The sequence below is a fragment of the Rodentibacter mrazii genome (assembly GCF_001998825.1).
Lineage (GTDB): Bacteria > Pseudomonadota > Gammaproteobacteria > Enterobacterales > Pasteurellaceae > Rodentibacter > Rodentibacter mrazii.
Map to the genome: position 1 here is coordinate 1 of NZ_MLHG01000058.1, position 26,652 is coordinate 26,652.

General features: G+C 39.6%; 21 protein-coding genes and 1 other RNA gene. 9 read left to right on the top strand and 13 right to left on the bottom strand.

Features of this window, described 5'->3' with window-relative positions; genetic code table 11:
- Positions 1–36: 36 nt before the first annotated feature.
- Entirely contained in the window at positions 37–513 is a 477-nt protein-coding gene (gene greA, locus BKK47_RS08925; protein WP_077494508.1) for a transcription elongation factor GreA, read from the bottom strand.
- Between the two features lie 164 nt (positions 514–677).
- On the opposite strand from greA, the gene dacB reads away from it, so the two are divergent.
- The gene (gene dacB / locus BKK47_RS08930; RefSeq protein WP_077494509.1) at positions 678–2,120 is read left to right on the top strand and encodes a serine-type D-Ala-D-Ala carboxypeptidase; all 1,443 of its coding nucleotides are present in this window, start codon (positions 678–680) and stop codon (positions 2,118–2,120) included.
- A 109-nt stretch (positions 2,121–2,229) separates the two neighbouring features.
- Here the strand turns inward: dacB and BKK47_RS08935 are convergent, their stop codons facing one another.
- From BKK47_RS08935 to BKK47_RS08945, 3 genes are all read right to left on the bottom strand, one after another.
- Complete coding sequence (locus tag BKK47_RS08935; RefSeq protein WP_077494510.1) at positions 2,230–3,588, bottom strand: esterase-like activity of phytase family protein; 1,359 nt, start codon at positions 3,586–3,588, stop codon at positions 2,230–2,232.
- Between the two features lie 218 nt (positions 3,589–3,806).
- Positions 3,807–4,559, bottom strand: coding sequence for an SDR family oxidoreductase (locus tag BKK47_RS08940; RefSeq protein WP_077494511.1), 753 nt, complete (start codon positions 4,557–4,559; stop codon positions 3,807–3,809).
- A 135-nt stretch (positions 4,560–4,694) separates the two neighbouring features.
- The gene (locus BKK47_RS08945) at positions 4,695–5,063 is read right to left on the bottom strand and encodes a DUF2255 family protein (RefSeq protein WP_167366176.1); all 369 of its coding nucleotides are present in this window, start codon (positions 5,061–5,063) and stop codon (positions 4,695–4,697) included.
- Positions 5,064–5,166: 103 nt separating this feature from the next.
- Here BKK47_RS08945 and BKK47_RS08950 point away from each other — a divergent pair, with 103 nt between their 5' ends.
- Positions 5,167–6,063, top strand: coding sequence for a LysR family transcriptional regulator (locus BKK47_RS08950; protein ID WP_077494512.1), 897 nt, complete (start codon positions 5,167–5,169; stop codon positions 6,061–6,063).
- An 88-nt stretch (positions 6,064–6,151) separates the two neighbouring features.
- Here the strand turns inward: BKK47_RS08950 and rnpB are convergent.
- An RNA gene (gene rnpB / locus BKK47_RS08955) (RNase P RNA component class A) lies at positions 6,152–6,528 on the bottom strand.
- A complete protein-coding gene (locus tag BKK47_RS12465; RefSeq protein ID WP_158074760.1) occupies positions 6,517–6,684 on the bottom strand; it encodes a hypothetical protein in 168 nt (55 codons plus the stop codon). Before BKK47_RS12465 ends, rnpB begins: the two co-directional genes overlap by 12 nt.
- Before the next feature lie 27 nt (positions 6,685–6,711).
- On the opposite strand from BKK47_RS12465, the gene BKK47_RS08960 reads away from it, so the two are divergent.
- Both BKK47_RS08960 and BKK47_RS08965 read left to right on the top strand, forming a co-directional pair.
- A complete protein-coding gene (locus tag BKK47_RS08960; protein WP_077494513.1) occupies positions 6,712–7,647 on the top strand; it encodes a KpsF/GutQ family sugar isomerase in 936 nt (311 codons plus the stop codon).
- 9 nt (positions 7,648–7,656) lie between these two features.
- Positions 7,657–8,199, top strand: a complete 543-nt coding sequence (locus BKK47_RS08965) for a KdsC family phosphatase (protein WP_077494514.1) — start codon at positions 7,657–7,659, stop codon at positions 8,197–8,199.
- 249 nt (positions 8,200–8,448) lie between these two features.
- On the opposite strand, the gene add is transcribed toward BKK47_RS08965, so the two are convergent.
- Together add and apbC are read right to left on the bottom strand one after the other, a co-directional pair.
- Positions 8,449–9,396, bottom strand: coding sequence for an adenosine deaminase (gene add / locus BKK47_RS08970; protein WP_244149130.1), 948 nt, complete (start codon positions 9,394–9,396; stop codon positions 8,449–8,451).
- 186 nt (positions 9,397–9,582) lie between these two features.
- Positions 9,583–10,695 carry an iron-sulfur cluster carrier protein ApbC gene (apbC, locus tag BKK47_RS08975; RefSeq protein ID WP_077494515.1) on the bottom strand — a complete coding sequence of 371 codons (1,113 nt, stop codon included), beginning with the start codon at positions 10,693–10,695 and terminating at the stop codon, positions 9,583–9,585.
- Between the two features lie 153 nt (positions 10,696–10,848).
- Between apbC and metG the strand changes: the two genes are divergently transcribed.
- Positions 10,849–12,897, top strand: coding sequence for a methionine--tRNA ligase (metG, locus tag BKK47_RS08980; RefSeq protein WP_077494516.1), 2,049 nt, complete (start codon positions 10,849–10,851; stop codon positions 12,895–12,897).
- A 115-nt stretch (positions 12,898–13,012) separates the two neighbouring features.
- Complete coding sequence (gene tehB / locus BKK47_RS08985) at positions 13,013–13,873, top strand: SAM-dependent methyltransferase TehB (protein WP_077494517.1); 861 nt, start codon at positions 13,013–13,015, stop codon at positions 13,871–13,873.
- A 73-nt stretch (positions 13,874–13,946) separates the two neighbouring features.
- On the opposite strand, the gene dapD is transcribed toward tehB, so the two are convergent.
- The gene (dapD, locus tag BKK47_RS08990; RefSeq protein WP_077494518.1) at positions 13,947–14,774 is read right to left on the bottom strand and encodes a 2,3,4,5-tetrahydropyridine-2,6-dicarboxylate N-succinyltransferase; all 828 of its coding nucleotides are present in this window, start codon (positions 14,772–14,774) and stop codon (positions 13,947–13,949) included.
- A gap of 364 nt (positions 14,775–15,138) precedes the next feature.
- Here dapD and purR point away from each other — a divergent pair, with 364 nt between their 5' ends.
- The 3 genes from purR (at position 15,139) to BKK47_RS09005 (ending at position 19,395) form a co-directional block, all read left to right on the top strand.
- Positions 15,139–16,155 carry an HTH-type transcriptional repressor PurR gene (gene purR, locus BKK47_RS08995; protein WP_077494519.1) on the top strand — a complete coding sequence of 339 codons (1,017 nt, stop codon included), beginning with the start codon at positions 15,139–15,141 and terminating at the stop codon, positions 16,153–16,155.
- Positions 16,156–16,334: 179 nt separating this feature from the next.
- The gene (gene ppc / locus BKK47_RS09000; protein ID WP_077494520.1) at positions 16,335–18,974 is read left to right on the top strand and encodes a phosphoenolpyruvate carboxylase; all 2,640 of its coding nucleotides are present in this window, start codon (positions 16,335–16,337) and stop codon (positions 18,972–18,974) included.
- 97 nt (positions 18,975–19,071) lie between these two features.
- The gene (locus BKK47_RS09005) at positions 19,072–19,395 is read left to right on the top strand and encodes an HI1450 family dsDNA-mimic protein (RefSeq protein ID WP_077494525.1); all 324 of its coding nucleotides are present in this window, start codon (positions 19,072–19,074) and stop codon (positions 19,393–19,395) included.
- Positions 19,396–19,440: 45 nt separating this feature from the next.
- Here BKK47_RS09005 and cytX read toward each other — a convergent pair whose 3' ends face one another.
- The 4 genes from cytX to BKK47_RS09025 all read right to left on the bottom strand — a co-directional run bounded on the left by cytX (position 19,441) and on the right by BKK47_RS09025 (position 26,567).
- Entirely contained in the window at positions 19,441–20,622 is a 1,182-nt protein-coding gene (gene cytX / locus BKK47_RS09010) for a putative hydroxymethylpyrimidine transporter CytX (protein ID WP_077494521.1), read from the bottom strand.
- 61 nt (positions 20,623–20,683) lie between these two features.
- Positions 20,684–21,601 (bottom strand): LysO family transporter, encoded by a 918-nt coding sequence (locus tag BKK47_RS09015; protein WP_077494522.1) that lies wholly within the window; start codon positions 21,599–21,601, stop codon positions 20,684–20,686.
- Positions 21,602–21,787: 186 nt separating this feature from the next.
- Positions 21,788–24,676, bottom strand: a complete 2,889-nt coding sequence (locus BKK47_RS09020) for a type III restriction-modification system endonuclease (protein ID WP_077494523.1) — start codon at positions 24,674–24,676, stop codon at positions 21,788–21,790.
- Positions 24,677–24,686: 10 nt separating this feature from the next.
- On the bottom strand, positions 24,687–26,567 hold the full coding sequence (locus tag BKK47_RS09025; RefSeq protein ID WP_208603972.1) for a site-specific DNA-methyltransferase: 1,881 nt from the start codon (positions 26,565–26,567) through the stop codon (positions 24,687–24,689).
- Positions 26,568–26,652: the final 85 nt, after the last annotated feature.

A 26,652-nucleotide genomic window follows, 5' to 3' on the forward strand; every position in this document is an offset into this window, starting at 1 on the left:
AAAGTGCGGTAAAAAATGACCGCACTTTTTTATTTCCTAGATATAATCTACTTCAATAATTTCAAATTCAACCGCACCGCCCGGTGTCACAATACTTACCGTATCATCAAGTTCTTTCCCAATTAAACCGCGTGCAATCGGTGAATTTACGGAAATCAAACCTGATTTAATGTCCGCTTCATCATCACCGACAATTTTATAACTAATTTCTTCCTCAGTATCGGTATTCACCAATACTACTGTGGCGCCAAAAATCACTTTGCCGTTATTCGGTAACTTAGTAACATCAATCACCTGACTATTTGCCAATTTGCCTTCAATCTCTTGAATTCGCCCTTCACAAAAGCCTTGTTGTTCACGTGCCGCATGATATTCTGCATTTTCTTTTAAATCGCCGTGTTCACGCGCTTCTGCAATTGCCTTAATAATTTCGGGACGACGAACATTTTTCAAGAAATCCAATTCTTCTCTCAACAGCTCTGCACCACGCATAGTCATTGGGATTTGTTTCATAGCTTCATTCCTTAAAATTTAATAAAAAGAAAACTACGGCAAAATTGAAAAAACATTGCCGTAGCGACTTAAAATTAACTAGACACAAGAAAATGATTTACTCTCGTGAGTTCGGGGACTATTATTGTCCGTCTTGAAAGAAATAGCAACCAGAACCGTTAATAATGGAAAAAATATCTTCAATTTCAACCGCACTTAAAACAATATTTCTTACACTCAGCTTCTCTCTTCCCGGCTACGCAAAAATTGACCTTCCCTCGCTTACCAACTATTTGCCCGAAGGTGCAAGTACAGGCATTATTGCTAAAAATCTCAATCAAGATCAAATCATTGCGGATTATCACAGCTCAACTTTTATGCTACCGGCAAGTACACAAAAAGTGTTTACCGCCGTTGCGGCAAAATTAGTGCTTGGTGATGACTTCAAATTTGATACCGCGCTTTTAACCAATGGCAAAATTCAAAATGGACTGTTGGAAGGCAATTTAATTGTACGTTTTACCGGCGATCCGGATCTCACTAGTGGGCAACTTTACAGCTTACTTGCCGAATTAAAAAAACAAGGCATCAATAAAATTAATGGCGATCTCATCCTAGATACTTCCGTATTCTCCAGTCATGATCGGGGGGTAGGTTGGATTTGGAATGATTTAACCATGTGTTTCAATTCCCCACCTTCCGCCGCCAATATTGATAATAACTGTTTTTATGCGGAATTGGATGCCAATCAAGCGCCGGGGGAAACCGTTAAAATTAATGTACCGGTGCAATTTCCCATCCAAGTTTTCGGACAAGTTTATGTGGCTGACAGTCGTGAATCACCCTATTGTCAATTAGATGTGGTGGTACATGATAATAATCGTTATCAAGTTAAAGGCTGCCTTGCCCGTCAAGCGAAACCTTTTGGATTAAGTTTTGCCGTGCAAGATCCCGATGCTTACGCGGCGGCGATTATTCAACGTCAACTAAAACGGTTAGGCATTGAATTTAACGGAAAAGTATTACAACCGCAAAAACCACAACAAGGGCAATTATTGGCACAGCATTTTTCTAAACCTTTGCCGGATTTATTGAAAAAAATGATGAAAAAATCCGATAATCAAATTGCAGATTCTCTATTTCGAGCCATAGCCTACCATTACTATAAACGTCCGGCCTCCTTCCAACTTGGGACATTAGCGGTTAAATCCGTTTTGCAAAAACAAGGGATCAAGTTCGGTAATAGCATCTTGGCTGATGGTTCCGGCCTTTCACGGCATAACTTAGTTGCGCCTAAAACCATGCTTTCTATACTGGAATACATTGCGAAAAATGAAGATAAACTGCATTTAATGGAAACTTTCCCTATCGCAGGCGTTGACGGCACGATTAGTGGACGTGGCGGATTGATTAATCCTCCGTTAGTAAAAAATGTCATCGCCAAAACCGGTTCATTGAAAGGGGTTTACAACCTTGCGGGCTTTATGACAAATGCACGCGGCGAGAAGATCGCTTTTGTCCAATTTATTAACGGTTATTCTACCGGCGAACTTGAAAATAAAACGAAACGCGCCCCTTTGGTGCAATTTGAAAGCGAACTATATAATCAATTATACAGAGAAGAATAATAAAACAACGGCATAGAACAAAATATTTGACCGCACTTTGAGTAACGACTTTTTAAAACCCAACTCAAAGTGCGGTTAATTTTAACTAAGTTTTTTCGATAAGATATGATTATTTAGCCCCTAGTAAAGCAGGTGCTTTCAATAAAATTAATTCATTATCATCTTGATGATTAGGCTGACGACTTGATGAAAATGGGAAGTTATTGTCATTGCCGACAATAATGTGTTCATTATCAACAATATCAAGATTCTCAATCGTAAAAAATGGGAATTTTAATACCCCCTCATTCAAAGGTTTAAGACTCATTTTATTTGGGTCTGAAATATTCAACAAATCAATATAAGCAAGTTTTTTCACCGCTTTGCCCACGTTATCCGAAGAGAATGAGACTTTATAAACCCGTTTAAATTTTGCAGGATCAGAAAAACAATGCGTGGTATCAACAAGATTTTTACAGGCTTTATCCTCTGTTCCTTCACCATTATCCCGTTCTATGATCAATCCGTTTTTTGCATCAAGCAGATTAAAATCTCCAATCGCATTATGTTCGTTTTCTAAAGGATAAAACCAATAACGTCCCGTCCATTCTTGTTTATCAACATCAAATTCTAAAATGCGCAATGCAACCTTATCCCCCACCTTTTCCCAACTTTGTTTTTTCTCATCCCATAACGGTCCTTCTAGCAACGGATAAAGGTATTTACCGTCAGGTGACGATGCCATCCCTTCATATCCTTTTGAACGTTTTAAATTGACATTTTTATGGAAACTGTTTGGTGTACTTGGTGAGACGATTTGATAATGATCGGGAGATTGAATTTTTCTTCCATCTATTTCTGTTTCAAATACGGATAAGACTTTTCCGTTTAAATCCGTTTTGATTAAATACGGACCAAATTCATCACCAATCCAAATATGATTGCCGATAATTTGAAAGCTTTCCGTATCAAAATCTGCCCCGGTTAAATATCTTTCTTTTGTATCTTCGTGCACAATACGAAACGGCACTTTTTTATCCGGATCGGTTAAAAAGACCGTTTTAAGCGGTTCAAATTTTCCCTGCGACCAATTAATTTTATATTGATTCAAATACAGCATCGAATCCGGCGAATTAGACTTACTGCCGAAACCGTTATCGGTAAGAATCCATACCGTATCTCTTCCAACAACTTTGATTCCTGAATGACCTTGTCGCGGCTGATTTTGAATCGGTAAAAAATAACCCGTTTCACGATCTTTTGATTTTCCCTGTACAGATTGCAATTTTTCCACTCGCTTGAAAGTCGTATATTTTCCTGCTGTTTTTAAATCGTTCGGTGCATCATTCGGTACGGTAACTACGGCATTTGCAGGTAACACCGCATAACCTGCCAGTTCAGCCGGACTTTCAAAAGCCGATGGGATTTCCGCAACACTTGTCATACTTAAAGCGAAGCTCAATATAGCAAGGTAATATTTATTTTTCATATAGTTTCCTCTTTAGTCTATTGTTGTTAAAGAGAATACTTTGTAAAAGTGACGAGAGTGTGACAATAAATAATAATGTTCCTATAAAAAATAAATCTGCACATAATCACGACGGCATATCGTTTTGTGCAGATTTATATTGAAGACATAATACCTAAAAAACAACCGTACTTTAAGCACAAACCTAAAGTTAAAGTGCGGTTAAATTTTGGGGATAATTACCAAGGCTGAGTCGTTGGGCCTAAGGTAAATTCACTGATATTCGTATCTTCCGGTTGGGATAAAGCAAATGCAACCACATTGGCGACACGCTCCGCTGGAATTTCAAACGTATCGTAAAGTTCTCGATAGCCTTTGGAGGTTGCTTCATTCGTAATGTGATCGACTAATTCCGATTGTACCGCCGCAGGGTAAATCGTTGCCGTGCGAATATTTGTACCGGCTTGAGCAGATTCCATACGCAATCCTTCCATAATAGCTTTTACCGCCCATTTTGTGCCACAGTAAACACTTGCACCGGGGTACACCTTTAATCCTGCAACGGAAGAAACCGCCAGAATATGACCGGATTTTTGCGCTTCAAAAGTTGGTAACACTGCCGCAATACCATTTAATACCCCTTTGATATTAACATCCACCATCGCATTCCAATTGTTCGTTTCCAAAGCAGAAAGCGGTGAGTTTGGCATTAAACCTGCATTTAAAAAAATCGCATCCACTTTACCAAAGGTTGCTTTGGCAAGCTCAACGAGTGCCGTATTGTCTTCCGCTTTCACTACATCCGTTACACGATAAACGGCTTCACCGCCTTTTTGGGCTTTGATGTTTTCCACAATCCCTTGTAATTTAGCCTCACGACGTGCACCAAGCACTAATTTTGCCCCATTTTCGGCTAATTTATACGCCGTAGCTTCACCAATACCTGATGATGCCCCTGTAATAATGACGACTTTGCCTTGAATATTATTCATACTATTTTCTCCTATTGTTCAAATACTGTCATTCTAACTTGTTTAGATTTACTTGATTAGCCTAAAAATCATAAAGATAGAATAAAGTAAAAACTTATAATTGATTGATAAAATCCTCTAAAAAAACGACCGATCTTACTTCAACAAAATTTCTACCGTTGCAGCGCGGCAGTTGCTCCCGATCATATGTGACATATAACGGCTCGAAGCATACTTCTTACGATAGGCTTGATCAATTTTATCGTTCAGTTGAGAATCATTGATTGGATTAAATGTCACATCAAAAGCGTTTTTTATTGCATAAATTTTACCCGCTTGCTGCCGGATTGCCGCCTGATACCAGCTAGAATGAACCCCACTATAAGCACGCACAAATAATCGCCCTTCGACAATCACCGCCCAAATCCAAGTTGGCGTTCCTGTTGTTTGACCGTCAGGACGGAATGGCGCGATTTTTAAATCATCTGCAACATCAATTTGAATTAAAAGTTCTTTATTCCACATTATTTTCTCCTTAATCAAAATTGATTGATGGTGTTATTGTATTCATCCTCATAACTCCATACAATGAATAAAATTAGAAAACACAATTCCAAAAAATGAGATTATGAATCGATTAGATGCCCTTAAATACTTTGTTGCCGCAGCGGAAAATTTAAGTTTTAAATTGACCGCACTTCGTTTCTCCGTTTCTCCGCAAGTCATTAGTCGGGTGATTGCCGAATTGGAAAAAGAACTCGGCGAACCTTTATTCAAACGCAATACACGAGCCATTCATTTAACAGATTTTGGCGAGAAATTTCGCCCAAATGCGATTGCTTTTCTGCAAGAAGAGGAACGATTATTTGGATTAAAGCATGCGGATAATGATTTAGCCGGTATAGTTAGAATCACATTGCCTCCCTCTGACTATGCAGACCATATTTTGCAACAATTATTGACCGCACTTAAACCCTACCCGCACATTGCCATTGATTGGCGAACAGATTTTGATACGCTCAATGTAGTGGAGGATCAAATTGATATTGGAATCCGTATCAGTCGCACGCCTGAAGAGCATTGGATTGCGAAAAAAATAATGATGTTGCATGAACCTATCGTTGCGACCCCGGAATTAATTTCCAATGTCGGATTACCGCAAGATATTCACGACTTAATAGAAAATTTCCCGGTAGGGAGTATTTTGAACCCTAAAACGGGTAAAGCGTGGGATTGGTTCATTGATAATGCTCCTATACCCTTATCCAACCCTTGTGTGGTAACCAGTGACATTCGTAGCTTATTACAAGCTGTGCTGGCAGGTAGAATTTTTGCCCCAATTATGTATCACGACTGCAAGAAATACATCGAAAATGGTACACTTCAAGTGGTTTTCAATGATAAGGAATCTCCTCTTTGGGGATTATATCTTTACCGTCCCTATCAACCTATTACACCAAAACGGGTTCAGATAGTATTTGAAATATTAGAGGGGATCTTAATGAGAAATAAAGGTTCAATCTAACTGAGAGCATGGCTTACCGCAACCCCAAAATAGTAAAAAAAACAACCGCACTTTAATCCTTCATCATGAATAAACTAAAGTGCGGTTATTTTTGAGTCGGTCGATAAGCCGAGTTCTGTCGTGGACAATCATTCCTCTAGGCGACGAATTACTCCGCCGCTCAAGCGACCTACCCGAACTCTGGACGGGCCACCCATTGAGTTCCTATTTGGTCTTGCTACAAGTGGAGTTTACCCTGCTGTCAACCGTTACCGGCGACACGGTGCGCTCTTACCGCACCCTTTCACCCTTACCGTTTGCACGGCGGTCTGCTCTCTGTTGCACTGGTCGTAGGCTCACGCCTCCCGGACGTTATCCGGCACTCTGCCCTGTGTAGCTCGGACTTTCCTCTCGTTTACTTGTCCCACTAGGTCGTGCGAACACGGTTAAGGGCTTCAATAAACCAGCGATTGTCTAACCAACTCGGCGCGTAGTATAGAGATTAATAAAAGTGCGGTCAACAAAATCCAATGGATTTTGAACCTTGGCTTTGCCAACGGCGATGAAACCGTAAGTAATCGCATCAGCGATTACGTATAATTTTTCATTCGTATTTTTACCGCATTCAGATAAAATACCCACAATTTTAACCGCACTTTAGGAATGTTCATGAACTATCTACAAATTGCACGGGATACGCTTTCCGTAGAAAGCCTTGCTCTCACCCAATTAAGCCAACGTTTAGACGAAAATTTCAACCAAATCGTTGAGCTTATTTTGGCTTGCCAAGGGCGTCTTGTCATTGGGGGAATTGGTAAATCAGGCTTAATTGGCAAAAAAATGGTCGCCACTTTTGCCTCCACAGGCACGCCAAGCTTCTTTCTGCATCCCACTGAGGCATTTCACGGTGATTTGGGTATGCTCAAACCCATTGATATTGTTATGCTGATTTCCTACAGTGGTGAAACTGATGATGTGAATAAACTCATCCCAAGCCTAAAAAACTTCGGCAATAAAATTATCGCCCTCACCAGCAATAAACATTCAACCCTTGCCCGCCATGCAGATTACGTGCTGGACATTACCGTTGAGCGTGAAGTTTGCCCAAATAATCTTGCCCCCACCACCTCTGCCCTTGTCACACTGGCGTTAGGTGATGCCCTTGCAGTATCGCTCATCACGGCAAGAAATTTCCAACCCGCCGACTTTGCTAAATTCCATCCGGGTGGTAGCCTGGGTCGTCGTTTACTTTGTCGGGTGAAAGATCAAATGCAAACTCTCCTACCCATTATTTCACCTAAGACAAACTTCACTGATTGTTTAACTGTGATGAATGAAGGACGAATGGGGGTGGCACTTGTGATGGAAAATCAGCAATTAGAAGGCATTATTACTGATGGTGATATTCGTCGTGCTCTCACCGCTAATGGTGCAGAAATTCTTAACAAAACCGCACAAGATTTTATGACACGTTCGCCAAAAACCATTAATCAAAACGAATTTTTAGCGAAAGCGGAAGATTTTATGAAAGAGAAAAAAATCCATTCCCTTGTGGCAGTTGATGATGAAAATAACGTGGTCGGTTTAATCGAATTTTCAAGCTAAGGAAACCAAATGCAACAAAAACTCAAAAAAATTAAATTGGTGATTACCGATGTGGACGGTGTGCTCACCGATGGGTTGCTCCACTATGATGTCAATGGCGAAGCCATTAAAAGTTTCCATGTGCGTGATGGGTTAGGCATTAAAATGTTGATGGAATCAGGTATTCAAGTTGCAGTACTTTCTGGCAGAGATTCTGCCATTTTACGTCGCCGCATTGCGGATCTCGGCATCACCTTATTCTTTCTTGGCAAATTAGAGAAAGAAAGTACCTGTTTTGAATTAATGAAACAAGCCGGCGTGAAACCTGAAGAAACCGCTTATATTGGCGATGATAGTGTGGATCTTCCTGCTTTTGCCGTCAGTGGACTTTCTTTTGCCGTGGCAGATGCCCCCTATTATGTGAAAAATGCAGCAGATAATGTGCTTTCTCTCGGTGGAGGAAAAGGCGCATTTCGTGAAATGTCGGATATGATTCTAACCGCTCAAGGAAAATCCTCAGTCTTTGACAGTGCGCAGGGATTTTTAAAATCAGTGAAAAAGATGGGGCAATAGTTAAAAATAATCCCCTTTTGTTGAAAGGGGATTTAACTTTTATAACTTATTCTCGAAATGAAAAGATTTACTCTAATTACATCTAAGACTAGTACAGATTGTTTCTCATTTTCTCTGATATTAAACAGCTATATCAGCACACGTAGAGTAAATTAAAAAACAACTGCACTTTTTAAGAAACCACTTGCAAAATTAAACTTTGAGTGCTCAATATTTATTAATATATAGAAAGCATTGATAATTGAGATACTACTCCCCCATTCCAGAACAATTCATCCGTTTTTCAATATGGCTTTTCAAGTCATGTTTTTCTTCATCACAGAGAAAAGCGGCACGAATGGCGTTTTCAAGTAACTGTTGGGATTCATTTTCATTTAATTGATATTCTCGTGCCAATAAATCAAATTCTTGCTGAATGTTGGTTTGAGAAACCGTCATATTGTCGGTATTCAATGTGGCAATAATCCCTTTCACAAGGAATGTTCTAAGGGGATAATTGTTTAAGTGGTTGATAGCCTTAGTTTGTAAATTACTACAAGGACACATTTCCACACCAATATGGCGATCAGCCAAAGATTGCATAACTGATTCTGATTCCGCCGCACGAATGCCGTGTCCGATACGGCTTGCACCGAGATCAATAGCTTGTTGAACATTCTCCGCCCCCGCGGCTTCACCGGCGTGAATGGTGAAAGGCACACCTAGCGATTTGGCGAGTTCAAATTCTTTGGCAAAATTCATTGTGGGATAACCGGCTTCAGGGCCGGCTAAATCCACAGCCACGACACCGGCTTTTCCTGTTGAAAGGTATTTTTTCGCCATTTTTACGGTTTCTAAATTCCCTTCTTGCGAACCGATACCCTGCAAACAGCAGAGAATTAAATTCGCTTTAAATAATCGGCCTTCTTGTAAACCCGCCAAAGCAGCTTCAACTACCTGTGATTGGGTTAAACCTTTTTGTGTGTGAAGTTGTGGGGCAAAACGAATTTCAACATAGGCTAACCCTTGTTGATCTAAGCGTTTTAATAAATCGGAAACCGCAGAGGTGATGGCTTCCAAGCTTTGCAGTAAAGAAACGGGAATCGCAAAACAGTTAAGGTACTGATTAAGATCGGTGCAATCTTGCGGAACTGAAACGAAAGAAAGAAGTTGTTCAACATTTTGGGCGGGTAAGCGATATTCTGTTTTTCTGCCCATTCAAACATCCATTCCAGGGAAAGTGAGCCGTCTAAGTGAAGATGTAAATCAATCAGGCTATATTTGGCAAAATTTTTCATTATTATACTCGTGCATTAGAAAAAAATTGCACAATATTCTAATGGGAAAAGGTAAGAAGGACAAGAATTAAGCCGAGAAAAAAGGCTGTAAACACAGCCCCTATCTTTACTTCACTTCTCTAAATAAAATTTCACTTGGAATCACCGAACCTTGCCAATAAAGTTCGGTGGAAATTTTTTCTGCCAGTTGTAGGAAGGCTTGTGCGATTTCACTTTCCGGCGCGGCTACCATTGTTGGATTACCTGCATCTAAATCTTCACGAATCCGAATATGTAACGGCAGCTGTGCCAACACTTTCACATTGTATTTTTCCGCCATTTTTTCAGCACCGCCCGTGCCAAAAATAGCCTCGTGATGACCGCACTTACTACAAATATGCATAGACATATTTTCCACAATACCTAATACCGGTACGGAGACCCGTTCAAACATTGAGATCCCTTTTATTGCATCAAGTAATGCAATATCCTGCGGAGTTGTTACCACCACCGCACCGGTGACCGGAATTTGTTGTGACAGGGTAAGTTGAATATCGCCGGTGCCGGGAGGCATATCGATCACCAAATAATCTAAGCTATCCCATAGGGTTTCGTTAAGTAATTGGCTTAATGCACTACTTGCCATCGGTCCACGCCAAATTGTTGCGCTGTCTTCATCCATTAAAAAACCGATGGAGTTCGCTGATAAACCATGAGCTTTAATCGGCGTGATATGTTGATTATCAGGTGATGTCGGGCGTTGATGAGGGGCACCAAGCATATGTGGGATAGATGGACCGTAAATATCCGCATCTAAAATGCCGACTCTAGCCCCTTGAGCTTGTAGTGCAAGGGCAAGGTTTACCGAAACACTAGATTTTCCTACGCCCCCTTTGCCGGATGTCACAGCAATGATATTTTTTACACCTTTTACCGCTGGTTGATTATTCGCACGTTTTAAGGTAGCAATTTGATAATTAACCTCCCATTTGATCACTTTGCAATCCGCTGCTTTTAATAGCTCATCAGAGATTGATTGTTTCAGTTGCGCCACACCGCTATTCCAGGCAAACGGCAGTTGCAATTCAATGCGTAATGTTTCCCCCCCTTTCTCTACTTTTTTTAGGGCATTTAACGCAACGAGATCTTTTTGTAGGCTGGGATGGGTAAAATGTTGAAAGAGCCGGAGAAGCTCGGTTTGTTGTTCTGAACTGATATTTTCAGAAAAAAAGATTGCCATAATAAAGTCCTATTAAAATAATGGAGTAAATTCGTCGGGCATATTTAACCACTTTAATCCCGCTCTGTTAAGACAAAATGTGATGAACTAGAAAAAATACCGTTTATCAGGTAAGATAACGAACCATTTTTTGTGCAATAAAAGAGAATAAAAATGACAGCTCAACCCCGTAAAATTTTAGTCACTTGCGCCCTACCTTACGCCAATGGTGCAATCCATTTAGGTCACATGCTAGAACATATTCAAGTGGATATTTGGGTGCGTTTTCAACGTATGCGTGGCAACAAGATTTATTTTGTGTGTGCTGATGATGCTCATGGAACCCCAATTATGTTGAATGCCGACAAATTAGGCATCACTCCGGAAGAATTAATCGCTAAAGCAAAGGCGGATCACATTCGTGACTTTGCCGGTTTTAATATTAGTTTTGATAACTACCACTCCACACACAGCGAAGAAAATAAACAAATCACCGCAGAAATTTATAACAAATTAAAATCAAAGGGTTTCATCAAAAGTAAAGTGATTGCTCAACTTTACGATCCTGAAAAAAATATGTTTTTGCCGGATCGTTTTGTAAAAGGGACTTGTCCTAAATGCAAAGCGGAAGATCAATATGGCGATAACTGTGAGGTTTGCGCGTCCACTTATAGTCCAATGGATTTAATTAATCCACGTTCTGCCGTATCTGGTGCAACACCCATTGTAAAAGAATCCGAACACTTTTTCTTTGATTTGCCGGCATTTGAAAATATGTTGCAGGAATGGACGCGTTCCGGTTCACTTCAACCTGAAATCGCCAATAAAATGCAGGAGTGGTTTGAAAGCGGTTTGCAACAATGGGATATTTCCCGTGATGCGCCTTATTTTGGTTTTGAAATTCCGGAAGAAAAAGATAAATTCTTCTATGTATGGTTGGATGCGCCGATTGGTTATATGGCTGCGTTCAAAAATCTTTGTGATCGTGAAGGCATTGATTTCAATACGTTTTGGGCTGAAAACAGTGAGGCGGAACTTTATCATTTTATCGGTAAAGATATCGTGTATTTCCACAGTTTATTCTGGCCGGCAATGTTGCAAGGCAGTGGCTATCGCAAACCGACTAATGTATTTGCCCATGGTTATGTCACCGTAGATGGTGCGAAAATGTCAAAATCTCGCGGCACTTTCATTCAAGCAAGCACGTACTTGAACCATATTGATCCTGAATGCTTACGTTATTACTATGCGGCAAAACTCAATAATCGTATTGAAGATCTCGATTTCAATCTTGATGATTTTGTGCAACGTGTAAATACCGATATTGTTAATAAATTAGTCAATTTAGCCTCTCGAAATGCCGGTTTTATCACAAAATGCTTTGAAGGCAAATTGGCAGATAAATTAGAAGATGAAGCACTATTCGCTGAATTTACCGCACAGGCCGAACAAATCGCCACTTATTACGAAACCCGTGAATACAATAAAGCGATTCGTGAAATTATGGCTCTTACCGATAAAGCGAATAAATATATTGATGAAAAAGCCCCTTGGGTGATCGCAAAAACAGAAGGTAAAGAAGCTGAATTACAAGCCGTCTGCTCAATGGGCATTGAACTATTCCGTGTGTTGATGGCCTACTTAAAACCAGTATTACCAAAATTAGCGGAGCGTACAGAAGCCTTTTTACAAAGCGAATTGCATTGGGATAATATTGCCCAACCTTTATTCGCTCATCAAATTGCCCCGTTTAAATCTTTATTCTCCCGTTTAGAGAAAAAGCAAATTGATGCGGTGGTGGAAGAAACCAAGAAGTTATTTGCCGAATCAAATAAAGTTGCAGAAAAAACTGTAGCAAAATCAACCGCACTTTCTAATGTAGAACCCATTGCCGACACCATCACTATTGATGATTTTGCCAAACTGGATCTGCGTGTGGCAAAAGTGTTGAAATGCGAGGCGGTGCCGGAATCTAATAAACTTTTACGTTTTGAATTAGATCTTGGTGATCATACCCGTCAAGTGTTCTCTGGCATTAAAGCGGCTTACTCAAAACCAGAGGAATTAGAAGGTCGATTCGTGATTATGGTAGCAAATCTTGCACCACGCAAAATGAAGTTTGGCGTATCGGAGGGGATGATTCTTTCCGCCGGCAGCGGTGGCTGTGATTTATTCTTACTTTCTGCGGACAATGGTGTAACAGCCGGTATGCAGGTGAAATAATCAATTTAGTGCAAATTCGGGCGACGTTGGTCGCCTTTTTTATTTTTCGATTGAAAATTCAAACCATATAACCTACTATATCACTCAACTATTTTACTTTATTTGGAGAATAATGATGAATAATGAATTAATCTGCTATAAACAAATGCCGGTTTGGACAAAAGATAAACTCCCCCAAATGTTTCAAGAAAAACACAATACTAAAGTCGGTACTTGGGGGAAAGTGACCGTATTAAAAGGTCAACTCAAATTCTATGAATTAACGGAAGAAGGCAATATTATTGCCGAATATATTTTCACGCCGGAAACAGACACTCCATTTGTTGAACCGCAAGCTTGGCATCGGGTGGAAGCCTTAACCGATGATTTGGAATGCACCCTTGGGTTTTATTGTAAAAAAGAAGATTATTTCAGCAAAAAATATAATATGACGGCAACCCATTCCGAAGTAAAAAGTGCGGTCAAAATCATTACCCCTTGCAAAACCCTTGATCTTGGTTGCGGTCAAGGCAGAAACTCACTCTTTCTAAGTTTGCTCGGTTTTGATGTCACTTCTTGGGATCATAATGAAAATAGTCTTACTTTCTTAAATGAAACGAAAAAAAAAGAAAATCTTACAATTTCGACCGCACTTTACGATATCAATACGGCGAATATTCAAGAAAACTACGATTTTATTCTTTCTACTGTGGTATTTATGTTCTTAAACCGCGAACGCATACCGGCAATTATCAAAAATATGCAGGAACATACTAATACGGGTGGATATAATTTAATTGTCGCTGCCATGTCCACTGATGACGTACCCTGCCCTATGCCTTTTTCTTTCACCTTCAAAGAAAATGAATTGAAGAATTATTACCAAGGCTGGGAATTGATTAAATACAATGAGGAAATGGGTGAATTGCACAAAACCGACGAAAATGGCAATCGCATTAAAATGAAATTTGTGACAATGTTAGCTAAAAATAAATAATCATTTGATTATAAAAGAAAAAACCGCATTTTGTGATAACAAAGTGCGGTTTATTTTTTGAGAGAATGTTTAATTATTCTTCAATAGAGCGTAATAGTTCGTTGATACCGACTTTGCCTAAGGTTTTCGTATCCACTTTTTTCACGATTACCGCACAGTAAAGACTGTATTTACCACATTTTGATGGAAGGCTACCTGAAACCACCACAGATCCTGCAGGTACACGACCATAGTGAATTTCACCGGTTTCACGATCATAAATTTTAGTGGATTGACCAATGAATACGCCCATTGAAATCACACAACTGTCCTCAACGATAACCCCTTCAACCACTTCAGAACGGGCACCGATAAAGCAGTTGTCACCAATGATCGTCGGATTCGCTTGTAATGGTTCTAATACCCCACCGATTCCTACACCACCGGATAAGTGAACGTTTTTACCGATTTGTGCACAGGAACCAACCGTAGCCCAAGTATCCACCATTGTGCCTTCGCCCACATAGGCACCGATATTGACATAAGACGGCATTAAAACACAGTTTTTAGAAATATATGCCCCTTTACGCACAGTGGCAGACGGCACCACACGGAAGCCTTCTTGTTGGAAACGTTCTTCAGTGTAATCGGCAAATTTTAATGCTACTTTGTCGTAATATTTTGTTTCTGCACCATCAATAATTTTGTTGTCATTGATGCGGAATGAAAGCAATACCGCTTTTTTTAACCATTGGTGGGTCACCCACTCTCCATCAATTTTTTCTGCCACACGATATTTACCGCTATCTAATCCTTCGATCACTTCTTCGATCGCTGCACGGGTTTCTGCATCTACGGTTTTTGGCGTAATATCCGCACGTTTTTCAAAAGCAGACTCAATAATTGCTTGTAAATTTGCCATTGTACTTCCTATTTAGTTAATGAATAAAACGGTGTTAGTTTTACCATATTTTTAATTCTCACGCAAAAACACCGAAAAAAATCACCGCACTTTGCAAACCAAAGTGCGGTGATAGAAAAGCTATCCTATTAAACTAAAAAATAGCGAATGTTAAACCAAATAGAAAAGCCATAACTAACGCCGCGGAAACCACAGCATAACCTAAATCGCTCATTATTTTCTCCTTAAATTGATGTTGAATCCTCGCCATTCTAACAAGAAAAAGAAAAAAAACGACCTTTTTTTAAAAAATTTTTGTCCTCCACTTAACTATTCTTAAACAATCCTTATAATGGGGAAAATTTTTTTTAAGGAAAATCAACTTATGGCAACGATTAAAGATGTGGCAAAGATGGCGGGGGTATCCACAACCACCGTTTCCCATGTAATCAATAAAACCCGATTTGTTGCAAAAGAAACGGAAGAGGCCGTTCAACACGCGATTAAAACCTTAAAATACTCCCCAAGTGCAGTGGCAAGAAGCCTAAAAGTCAACACGACCAAATCTATTGGAATGATTGTCACCACCAGTGAAGCCCCCTACTTTGCCGAAATTATTCATGCGGTTGAAGAACATTGCTATCGACAAAGCTATTCCCTCTTTTTATGTAACACTCAAAATGATCCTGAAAAAATTAAAAATCATTTAGAAATGTTAGCTAAGAAACGGGTGGATGGTTTACTCGTGATGTGTTCCGAATATACCCAAACGTCCCTTGATTTACTTTCCAATTTTTCCAGCGTGCCTATGGTCGTGATGGATTGGGGCCCCAATGGCGACACAGATATTATTGATGATAACAGCTTTACCGGCGGTTATTTGGCAACGAAACATTTACTTGATTGCGGCCATAGAAAAATCGGTATTATTGCGGGTGAACTGAGCAAAACCACCGCAAGAACCCGTTACGAAGGTTTTGAGAAAGCTATGGCGGAAGCAAATCTGGCGATTAATAAAGATTGGGTAATGGAAGGTCATTTTGAACCTGAAGATGGTTACGAATGTATGAATAAAATCCTTGCTCAATCAGACTTACCTACTGCCGTGTTCTGCTGTAATGATGTAATGGCATTAGGTGCGATTTCTGCTATCACAGAAAAAGGCTTGCGTGTGCCGGATGATATTTCTGTCATTGGTTACGACAATATTCATTCATCACGTTTTTATGCTCCTCCGCTCACAACGGTCCACCAATCTAAATCTCGGTTAGGTGCACAAGCGGTGAATTTGTTATTTGAGCGTATTTCACAAAAAGATAAAAATAATTTATCAGATGAGCAAAGCCGTATTGATATTCATCCTGAATTGGTTATCAGAAAATCTGTTAAAAACATAGTATAAAACTTACTAAAAATGACCGCACTTTTTAAATAAAACATAGAAAGTGCGGTCATTTTTTTAGAAAAATTTATTTTTCCTGTTTTTCATCAATCTTTTCTCTCGTAAGGTTTGACCCCACACCTATTTTTAGTTATATCTGTATCCGGTTTTATTTTTATCTTACTTTTTTAGGAGTTTGTATGACACAAGGGTATGTCACTCTACGCAATAACATCAATATGTTAGGGCGTTTTCTCGGAGAAACCATTAACGATGCACAAGGTGCCGATATTCTTGAACTTATCGAAAATATCCGCAAATTATCCCGTGATTCCCGTGCTGGGAACGACAAAGCGCGTCAAGTATTGCTCAAAACATTGGCGAATATTTCAACGGATAATATCATTCCTGTGGCGCGCGCATTCAGCCAATTTTTGAACCTAACAAATATTGCCGAACAATATCAAACTATCTCTCGTGAACATTCACAAAAAGCCCCTTCAGAACGCTCTTTACACGCGCTATTCACACGTTTAAAAGGGGGAAATGCATCAAAAGAAGAGGTTTATAAAACCATTGAAAAACTCTTAATCGAACTTGTATTAACGGCACACCCGACAGAAACCACCCGCCGTTCACTTATTCATAAACACGTTGAAATCAACAAATGTTTAAGCAAATTGGAACACGGTGATCTAACTCCCAAAGAACGCAGCGTGATTGAGCGTCTGCTCCTTCGTTTAATTGCCGAAGCCTGGCATACCAATGAAATTCGCACCGTTCGCCCAACCCCATTTGATGAAGCAAAATGGGGCTTTGCGATGTTGGAAAATAGCCTCTGGCAAGCCATTCCAGAGTTCCTTCGCCAATTAAATGAAAATGCACGTGAATTCTTAGGCTATGATTTACCGGTCGGTTTAAAACCGGTACGTATTTCTTCTTGGATGGGAGGCGACCGTGACGGAAACCCATTTGTTACCGCTCAAATTACCCAAAAAGTACTGAATTTTGCTCGTTGGAAAGCGGCGGATTTATTCCTTCAAGACATCTGCAAACTTGCCGATGAACTTTCTATGGTGAAATGTACCGATGAATTTCGAGCAAAATATGGCGATCATTTAGAGCCTTATCGTGTCGTGGTAAAAGGCTTACGCACAAAACTCACGACTACCCTCGCCTACTTTGACGATCTCCTTGCCGATCGCCTGCCTCGTGTCACAGAAAATGACATTATTTTAGAAGATAACCAACTTTGGGAACCGCTTTACGATTGTTATCAATCCCTTATGGCATGCGGTATGCGTATTATTGCAAACGGCTCATTGCTTGATATTTTACATCGTATCCGTTGCTTTGGTGTCACCTTGTCACAAATGGATATTCGTCAAGAAAGTACCCGTCATACTGATGCCATTGCAGAAATCACCCGCTATATCGGTTTAGGTGATTATTCCCAATGGACTGAGGAAGACAAACAAGTTTTCTTAATTCGTGAATTAAGTTCACGCCGTCCACTCATTCCTCAAAATTGGACACCTTCCGCCGAAACACAAGAAATTCTTGATACCTGTAAAGTGGTGGCAGCCCAAAAACAAGGAGTGATTGCTTGTTATGTGATTTCCATGGCTCGTAATGCTTCTGATGTACTTGCCGTCCACTTATTGCTAAAAGAAGCCGGTGTTCCTCATCATATTCCGGTGGTGCCTCTGTTTGAAACCTTGGATGACTTGGATGCGGCAGAAGAAGTGATGACCCAACTGTTCAATATTGGTTGGTATCGGGGTGTGATTAACAACCGTCAGATGGTGATGATTGGCTATTCGGATTCCGCCAAAGATGCCGGTATGATGGCGGCCTCTTGGGCGCAATATCGTGCCCAAGAAGCCCTCGTGAATTTAACGGAAAAACTCGGCATTGAACTCACTTTATTCCACGGACGTGGTGGCACAATCGGTCGTGGTGGTGCACCGGCTCATGCTGCCCTACTTTCCCAACCGCCACGCTCATTAAAAAATGGCTTGCGTGTTACAGAACAAGGGGAAATGATCCGCTTCAAACTCGGTTTACCTGCCGTAGCGGTGGAAACTTTCGACCTCTACGCCAGCGCTATTTTAGAAGCCAACCTCTTACCACCGCCTGAGCCTAAGGAAGAATGGCGTACCGTTATGGATGAGCTTTCCACCATTTCTTGCAAAATCTACCGTGATGTCGTGCGGGGTGATAAAGACTTTGTGCCTTACTTCCGCAGTGCTACACCGGAACAGGAACTCTCTAAATTGCCACTGGGTTCACGCCCGGCAAAACGTAATCCAAACGGCGGGGTTGAAAGCCTTCGAGCCATTCCGTGGATTTTCGCTTGGATGCAAAACCGTCTAATGCTGCCGGCATGGCTGGGGGCGGGTGCTTCTGTGCGTCAAGTCATTGAAAATGGCAAAGGTGAGATTATTGAAGAAATGTGCCAAACATGGCCGTTTTTCTCCACCCGAATTGGGATGCTGGAAATGGTATTCAGCAAAGCAGACCTTTGGCTTTCACAACAATATGATCAACGTTTGGTGAAAAAAGAGCTGTGGTATTTAGGCGAAAACTTACGCCAACAATTGACAGAGGATATTCAAACGGTGCTTTCCCTTTCTCACTGTAATGAACTGATGTCCGATTTACAATGGATTGCCGAATCGATTGCACTACGCAATATCTACACCGATCCGCTCAATCTTCTCCAAGTAGAACTCCTCCACCGTTTCCGTGAAAATTCGGATCAGCCGAATCCTGATGTGGAACAAGCCTTGATGATCACCATCACAGGTATTGCCGCTGGAATGCGTAATACGGGTTAGGAGAGAAACGATAAAGTGCGGTTAAAAACACAAATGAATTTGACCGTACTTTTAATTTCAGTATCATACCGCTCATCAACGAAAAAGAGGCAAAATGATGACAACTGAATTTCAAAAACTTGACCCTGATGCAGCTATTGATATTGCTTACGATATCTTCTTAGAAATGGCAGGGGAAAATTTAGATCCGGCAGATATTATGCTGTTTAACCTTCAATTTGAAGAACGTGGTGCAGTAGAATTTGTGGAAACCGCTGAAGATTGGGAACAGGAAATTGGGGTATTAATCGACCCGAATGCCTTTGCTGAAGTCTGGATTGGCTTGGTTAATGATAAAGATGAAATGGATGATGTTTTTGCTAAATTCCTCATTTCCCACCGTGAAGAAGATCGTGAATTTCACGTGATTTGGAAAAAATAATTCCTGTAAAAAAGGGGAAAATTCATTATTTCCCTCTTATCTTTTCTATTTTTTTGTCAATTTACGTACCAAAATGGTTAAGCCAAAGGTGAACGCAATAACAGGAAAAGTGACCCCTAATTCTGTTTCCCATTCTTTCCACATTAAAACACGGTAAATGATAAAACCGATAAACCAAACGCCTAAGCCTATCACATCAATGCTTCTCTGAGGTTCGCGTTGTTTAAATACAAAGAAATCGGCAATTAACACCCCAATCATAGGGGCGAATACCGAACCGATAAAAAAGAGAAAATGTTCATATTGCGTAACCGGCAACATTGTTGCAAGAATAATCCCGGTAACCACCGTGAGAATTGAAACCCATTTCACACTCAATTTAGCGTAAATATTATTTAAGCTCATTCCTGTGGAATGCACCGGTAATGCAGTATTGATCATGGTGGATGTAACAACAATCAGCACACCAACAATGCTGACACCGGATAATGCTAAAATTTGAGCGATTTCCGATTTTCCGCTTACAAGTGCCGCCCCTAACCCAATAGAATACATCCAACAACTTGTGACTGTATAAGCAAGAGTAGAAAGTGCGGTTGTTTTTAGTGGTGTTTTTGTGAGTTTCGTATGATCGGAAACAACCGGAAGCCAAGATAACGGCATAATCGCGGCAATCTCTACTGCTGTGCCGAATTTAATCTGATGTTCTCCTACCGGAGGCATAAAGTCACGACTGATAATTTGTAATGTCAACCAAAGCATCAATAAAAACATCGTCACCAAAGAAAGACTTTTTATTACACCAAGATTGCTAAAGCCCATTAACAACCAAACGATAATGAGCACACCTAATCCAACGGTAAATAGCGGGAAAAATACATTTTGTGCCTCTTGTTGATTCAAAATAGAAATGACTTCTGCGCCCATATAAATCATCACAGCAGTCCAACCGATAAGCTGCATCGCATTAAGTACGGAAAAAAGCACCGAACCTTTTTGCCCGAAAGAAATCTGTACAGTTTGCATGGCACTTTTTTGTGTTTTGGCACCGATAAACCCTGCACAAAAGAACATTGCACCGCCAATAATATGTCCGAGTAAAATCGCGATAATCCCTTGTTTCCAACCGAGGGGTGCAAACCAAGTTCCGGTTAAAATTTCTGCCATAGATATGGCTGCGGTAAACCACACAAGACTGGCGGCAAGATTTGAATGTTTTTGTTGCATTTTTATTCCTTAAGTTAAATGTTGTTAATTAAAATAATATAAATAATTCAATAAGATGGAATTAGATAGGAATACCTGAGAATAAAACTAATAAAACAGGTGGAAGAATATTTGTGACAACCCCAAAAGAAATTGCGATAGGAGTCACTTCTATTCCCCCTGATTTTTGAATAATGGGCAAAGTACAGTCCAACGCTGTTGCCCCAGTGATACCAATCGCTGTTGAGCGAAAATGTTGCATAAAAATCGGAACGATAAATAAACTAATAATCTCTCGAGATAAATCATTAAAAAATGCAATACTCCCCTGTATCGGCCCCCATGCATTTGTCAGTACCACGCTTGACAAAGAATACCACCCCATTCCCGAAGCAAATGCCAAACCTTGTGTGATAGGCATAGTTAAAACTAACGCTGCCACAATCCCTCCCAATAAAGAAGTGGCAGTAAATACTATACCGGTTTGAAAACCACGTTTATTAAACAATGCTTCTTTTAGCGAAATACCATTGTTGCGTAGCTGAATACCCACGAAAAAGATTAATACAATCAACACATAAAGATTAATCCCCGTAGGTAAAACAAGATAAGTGTTAAATAACCAACCACATAAAGTCCCTAAAATAACAGTGCCGGAAAGTTTGAAAGAATCAACTAATGAGTGCCAACGAGAGGAGATTTTTCCTTGAGGTTTGAGTAATGGTGCAGGATTAAAGCGATCATAAATCATTAATCCAATCGTATTTGAGGTTAGAATAATCGCCGAAAGTGCCGCTGCGGTTTTACCAATAATCGGGAGCTTTGTTTCTAGATCATCGAGCTGACCAAGTAAATACCCCATTAAAAACAAGATGACATACAACAAAAACATCACAATTTGATTAATTTTGATGATATGTTTTTTGTTTTTTACTTTCAATAAATAGCCTAATAGCATAGGCACTAGCACAACTAATAATCCATTTATCACGTCTTGCATGATTGTTTTCCTTTGCAACAAACTTTGCTTAGCATACCTTTTTTATTAATGGGGTCAAGCCATTCAATATAAACAAATTTTTAATATCCATACCTCAGTTATAAAAACGATTATCTAAAAAATTGATGATTGATAAAATAAAAACGGGGCAATTAATGCCCCAAAACAAAAATACGGTTAATCCCCCTATTTTTGTAAATACCTTCTTATCAAAGCTATCACTCGCACCCCTTCAAACTGCGTTTTAAACACCACTTTAGTTTGTGTCGAAATATAAGAAAACAGGCGTTCAGCGTGTTTGATTTTACTTTTTTCTTGCTGCCTTAGAAATTCTGAATCTTTTACTCCTTTAGCTTCAATAACAAAATTTAAAATCTCATTATTTTTAGTTTTTATAATATAAGCAAAATCAGGGGAATAAGTCCCACCACCCGCCACAGGAATTTTGATGGAGTTTTTTGGGATCTTAGTAAATACCGTCACGCCTTCAATTTCTCCATGAGTGATATTTTGATGCTCAATTTCAGAATCGTAAAAAATCTCGCTGAACAAATAGCTTGAGGCAGGTTCACGCACCTCATCGGTCATTCTGCCTAAATCCGTAACTCGAACTGCTTTAGGTTGTCCGTTTTTATCAGTAAATTGTGTTGGATGAACCGAATTATTCACCATCTGATAGCCCAATTCAAACTTACTAAAAGAATGGTGCAATAAGAACTGATTAAAACCACTACGAATTTGAGCAATAGTCTGCATATTCAAAAATTGGGAAATATCCAATTCCGACCGCACTTGATGAAAAGCTTGATGTAAAGTTGTCATTTTGATTTTTGCTGTCGCAGATAAAGTTTCCAAAAATTCACGATAACTCATAGTATTAAAACGAATGAATGTACTATCTAAATCATCTTTGTTTCGAGCAATCATCACACCATTTTTGATATAGGTTTCGGAAACTTTGGTGCGAATGCCAGCTTGTTTAAATTTGTCGCCATTTTCTTTTAAATAAGAAATCAATAACGCTAAAAAATCAGCTTCCGAATCAATTTTATATTGCAAAATTGCTTTATGATGAATCAGCTCCCACAATGTTTTTAGCTCTTCATATTTCCCCTCACGCATAGGGATAAAATTACCTTTCTCTTTTGCCTCGGTGATTTTTCCTTTGTACAATCCCGAGTTAAATGCATTAGGGAAAAGCTGTTTCACCTGCTGATAAGCGGCACAGCTCACAAAATTGTCATTATCGTCAATCAGTTTATTATCTGCCAATTTATGAGTGATACTGAGGTTACTTTCTTGCGGATAAGCGCGTTTGATTTTTTCTAATAATTCGGACGAAAGTGCGGTCGGAATTTGCTCTATTTCAGACACTTTATTCACTTCCCCAACCAATTCCTCTACGAAATCTTTTTCACTATTATCTACAAAATAATTAAGCTGATATTGTGGCGAACGCACCCGTTCCATCAACTCATTCACCGGTAAACGCAAGCCACGCCCCACTTCTTGGAGCTTAGAGGTTTTGCTGCCACTGGAGCGCAATTTGCAAATCTGAAATACATTCGGGTTATCCCAGCCTTCGCGTAACGTCCATTTGGAAAAAATAAAACGGCGTGGATTTTCTAAAGAAAGTAACGTTTCTTTATCATGCAGAATTTCATTTACTTCTTGTTCGATTTTGTCGTCACTTTCGCTATTATCTTTGGAAAAATAACCGCCGTGAGTAAGCGATACATCAGCGATAGTTTTAACCAAATAATCTCGATAAAACGGATCGTTTTCTATTTTCAATCTTTCTTTTGCTTCTGCCAAAACCCAACTTTCAAATTTTTCTTTTAAGCTGCCCGCAATCTCGTTACCACTGCGATAGCCTGCAATATCATCAATAAAAAACAAAGTAAGCGGTTTGATTTTTGGTGACGTTTGTGTAAGCAACTCTCGTTCCAATTTGAAATGCTCAACAATCGCTTTTTTCATCATGCTATCTTGCACGGTTTCCGAGTAAGAATAGGGATTAAGTAACGCACCTATTTTTAACTCTAAACCATTGCTTAATGCTAGATTACTTTTATTCATCGCCTCAATTTTTAGCTCAAAAATAGCAGGATGAATTTTAGCTAAATTGTCGCCTTTGCTTAAATGGAAGGTTTTATTCTTGCCGTTTTCAGCGAGGTCAAAAGTCGCTTGAGTACCTGAAAGTGCGGTCAGTTTTACTTGTGCTTTTAAACCGCCTTCTTGTTCTTCACAAAATACACGAACACCTTTCACTAAATCTTGGTTAAATGCATCCACCGCTGTCAAGCGATAAATCAGGTTGTGATATTGTTCATTGAATGTTGCGCCATATCGCAAAATATATTGTGGGTCTAATCGCTTGATATTTTCCCAAGTTTTCTTAGCTGTTGGGAATTTATGCGGTTCATCAATAATCACTATCGGACGAACGGCAGCAAGAGCAGCTTGCGGTTGATCAAAGAGATCTTTTAAAGCACGATCACTACTTTCTGTCATTGAGGGAGAATTAATCATTCCCGCATTAATCAGTAAAACATGAATGTCATTTTGATTTTCCGCTTTCACAAATTGATCGATTGCTGCAGAAATATAGGATTTTTTGCCCTTTGATGTTTTTTGGCTTTCCACCACATAGGTTTTAAGATTCACCTTGTCATAATCATTACCAAAATCTTGGCGGAAATGCTCCGCAAGAGATTGGCTTTGCAAAAAATATTTTGTGCCGGCTTTGATAGAAAGCGTTGGGACAACCACAATAAATTTAAACACGCCAAGCATACGGTGTAAATCGTACATTGTTTTGGTATAAGTGTAAGTTTTGCCCGTACCGGTTTCCATGGAAATATCCAACACGTTTGAACCATCAAAAGTGCGGTCAATTTGATTGGCATTTTGAACCGATCGCAAATTTTTCACATATTGCCCATTAGCGAAAATCAATTCGGGATTTTCATCGGCAAAATGTTGTTCTGGGGTTACGCCATCAAACACGGCAAGCACAGCTTGAATGCCTTGTTCTTGATGAGAGAGATTTTTTTCGTAGTTAAAGCCACTCATTTTTAACCACCTAATTACGAATAATCAAACTCAATACGATATTTTTCTTATTGCTATAAGTTTCAATCGCTTGGTTCAATTCTTGCTGCATCGCACTTGACATATTTTCACCGAATACAATCACGCGGTTCGGATTGAAATCCTTGTCACTATCCAACTTTTGAATAAACACAAGCAAATCTGCAGAAGTAAAGCCGGTTTCTAATAAATATAAACGTTTATCGCATAAATGGGCGGTATAATCGCCAAGTTTAACTTCCGAAATCGGGTCGGTCAGCAGTGCGCCATCATTCAATGCCCAAGTGGTGAGCAAGGAGTGATATTGGGCTTCGGTCAAGTTTTCTACAAAAGGCAACGTTGCCTGTTCTAAGGAAAATTCATCATCACTATGATCTCTGAAATTATCAGTGGTTTGGTAAATTTTGAAACCGAGATCACATTGCGTATCAGGAAAATCTTGTCTAATTTTAACCGCACTTTTCTCAATTCTGGCTTTGGTGATGTCAAAAATGGTTTTGTAGCCGGCCTTAAAGGCCTCAGATTTTTCGTCAGTTTTCTCAGGAAGTTGCACCAAAATAAATTGGCGATTGCCACCGTCTTTGGCGTTGAATTGCATTACGGAGTGGGCGGTTGTGCCTGAACCGGCGAAGAAGTCTATTATTACATCATTAGTATTCGTTCCCAATGCAAGCAACTCTTTGATTAAATCTACCGGTTTTGGCGTATCAAAGATATTAAGATTACCTAATAAATTGCTAATTTCAGCACTTGCCACATTATTAAATGGTACAAAATCCCAAAGAGTACTATAGGTTACACCATTTTTCACATCACAAAGAAAACGTTTTAATTTCGGTCTTCCCTTTCCATCTTCGCCAAAATAAATTTCATTATTTTCTAAAAGATTCATCATTTTCTTTTGATTAAATCTCCAATTTCCATTTGATGAAGGGTAATGTTCTTCTCCGGTTATAGGATTTCTTATTGGAAAATAAAGTGATTGAACAAACCTTCCTCCTTTAACATTTGCCATCAAATTATCTGCAGCCCATTTACCTTTAGGGTGATTATCTGGATTTTTATACCTACTTAATTGTTTTTCGTTTCGTTCCTTCAAATTTAAACTCAATACTTGGGCATTTTTTGTATAAATTAAAATATATTCATGAACTGCTGCTATTTTCTTATCATTTGGAGGTCCACTTCGTTTTTTCCAAATAATTTTTTCAACAAAATTCCCCTCGCCAAACACCTCATCACACAATAATTTCAACTGCGCCACTTCGTTATCATCAATGGAAATAAAGATCACGCCGTCTTCCTTGAGTAAATCACGGGCAATATAAAGGCGCGGATACATAAAAGTGAGCCAAGCGCTATGAGAATTGGCCCCCTTAGCGGTGAATTTTAAAATACGTTCCGCCTCATCAAGGTTGATATGGGCGAGTTCGCTTAACTGTTCGGGTGTAAATTTACGATCATCTTGATACACAAAACCATCCGATCCCGTATTATAGGGAGGGTCGATATAAATCATCTTCACTCTGCCTTTGTAAGCATTTTTCAGATGTTTTAACACCTCTAAATTATCGCCTTGGATCAGTAAATTTTGGCTGTTAGCATTTTCAGGCTTGGCATTGTGTGCTTTGTCTTCACAAAGTAAGGTTTTGGGCGGAAGATTACGAAGCAATTTGGCATAGGATTTTCCCAACCAATTCATCTCATAAAATTCACGGCTAATGTCAGTTTTCTCAGCAATCTCCGTTTGGAATTTTTCCAGTAAAAATTTTCCGTTTTTATCAAAACAATTTGGAAAAAGGGCTTGAAGTTGGGCAAGTTGTTTAGAATTGGCGGAAACGCCCTCTTTAGAAAAAAGAATTTCAGAGATCATTTGACCTCCGAATTAATATTATTGAAGAAAAATGATAAATTTCGCTTGCAATTATCGTTTAGTTTAGGCAAGGCAAGGCAAGGCA

Bases quoted from the DNA above. Each gene is read 5' to 3' on its own strand.
- BKK47_RS08935 (WP_077494510.1), bottom strand. From the start codon at position 3,588: ATGAAAAATAAATATTACCTTGCTATATTGAGCTTCGCTTTAAGTATG.
- BKK47_RS08940 (WP_077494511.1), bottom strand. From the start codon at position 4,559: ATGAATAATATTCAAGGCAAAGTCGTCATTATTACAGGGGCATCATCA.
- ppc (WP_077494520.1), top strand. From the start codon at position 16,335: ATGACACAAGGGTATGTCACTCTACGCAATAACATCAATATGTTAGGG.
- BKK47_RS09020 (WP_077494523.1), bottom strand. From the start codon at position 24,676: ATGAGTGGCTTTAACTACGAAAAAAATCTCTCTCATCAAGAACAAGGC.
- BKK47_RS08950 (WP_077494512.1), top strand. From the start codon at position 5,167: ATGAATCGATTAGATGCCCTTAAATACTTTGTTGCCGCAGCGGAAAAT.
- BKK47_RS09015 (WP_077494522.1), bottom strand. From the start codon at position 21,601: ATGCAAGACGTGATAAATGGATTATTAGTTGTGCTAGTGCCTATGCTA.
- add (WP_244149130.1), bottom strand. From the start codon at position 9,396: ATGGGCAGAAAAACAGAATATCGCTTACCCGCCCAAAATGTTGAACAA.
- apbC (WP_077494515.1), bottom strand. From the start codon at position 10,695: ATGGCAATCTTTTTTTCTGAAAATATCAGTTCAGAACAACAAACCGAG.
- tehB (WP_077494517.1), top strand. From the start codon at position 13,013: ATGAATAATGAATTAATCTGCTATAAACAAATGCCGGTTTGGACAAAA.
- greA (WP_077494508.1), bottom strand. From the start codon at position 513: ATGAAACAAATCCCAATGACTATGCGTGGTGCAGAGCTGTTGAGAGAA.
- dacB (WP_077494509.1), top strand. From the start codon at position 678: ATGGAAAAAATATCTTCAATTTCAACCGCACTTAAAACAATATTTCTT.
- BKK47_RS08945 (WP_167366176.1), bottom strand. From the start codon at position 5,063: ATGTGGAATAAAGAACTTTTAATTCAAATTGATGTTGCAGATGATTTA.
- metG (WP_077494516.1), top strand. From the start codon at position 10,849: ATGACAGCTCAACCCCGTAAAATTTTAGTCACTTGCGCCCTACCTTAC.
- BKK47_RS08965 (WP_077494514.1), top strand. From the start codon at position 7,657: ATGCAACAAAAACTCAAAAAAATTAAATTGGTGATTACCGATGTGGAC.
- cytX (WP_077494521.1), bottom strand. From the start codon at position 20,622: ATGCAACAAAAACATTCAAATCTTGCCGCCAGTCTTGTGTGGTTTACC.
- BKK47_RS09025 (WP_208603972.1), bottom strand. From the start codon at position 26,567: ATGATCTCTGAAATTCTTTTTTCTAAAGAGGGCGTTTCCGCCAATTCT.
- BKK47_RS08960 (WP_077494513.1), top strand. From the start codon at position 6,712: ATGAACTATCTACAAATTGCACGGGATACGCTTTCCGTAGAAAGCCTT.
- purR (WP_077494519.1), top strand. From the start codon at position 15,139: ATGGCAACGATTAAAGATGTGGCAAAGATGGCGGGGGTATCCACAACC.
- BKK47_RS09005 (WP_077494525.1), top strand. From the start codon at position 19,072: ATGACAACTGAATTTCAAAAACTTGACCCTGATGCAGCTATTGATATT.
- dapD (WP_077494518.1), bottom strand. From the start codon at position 14,774: ATGGCAAATTTACAAGCAATTATTGAGTCTGCTTTTGAAAAACGTGCG.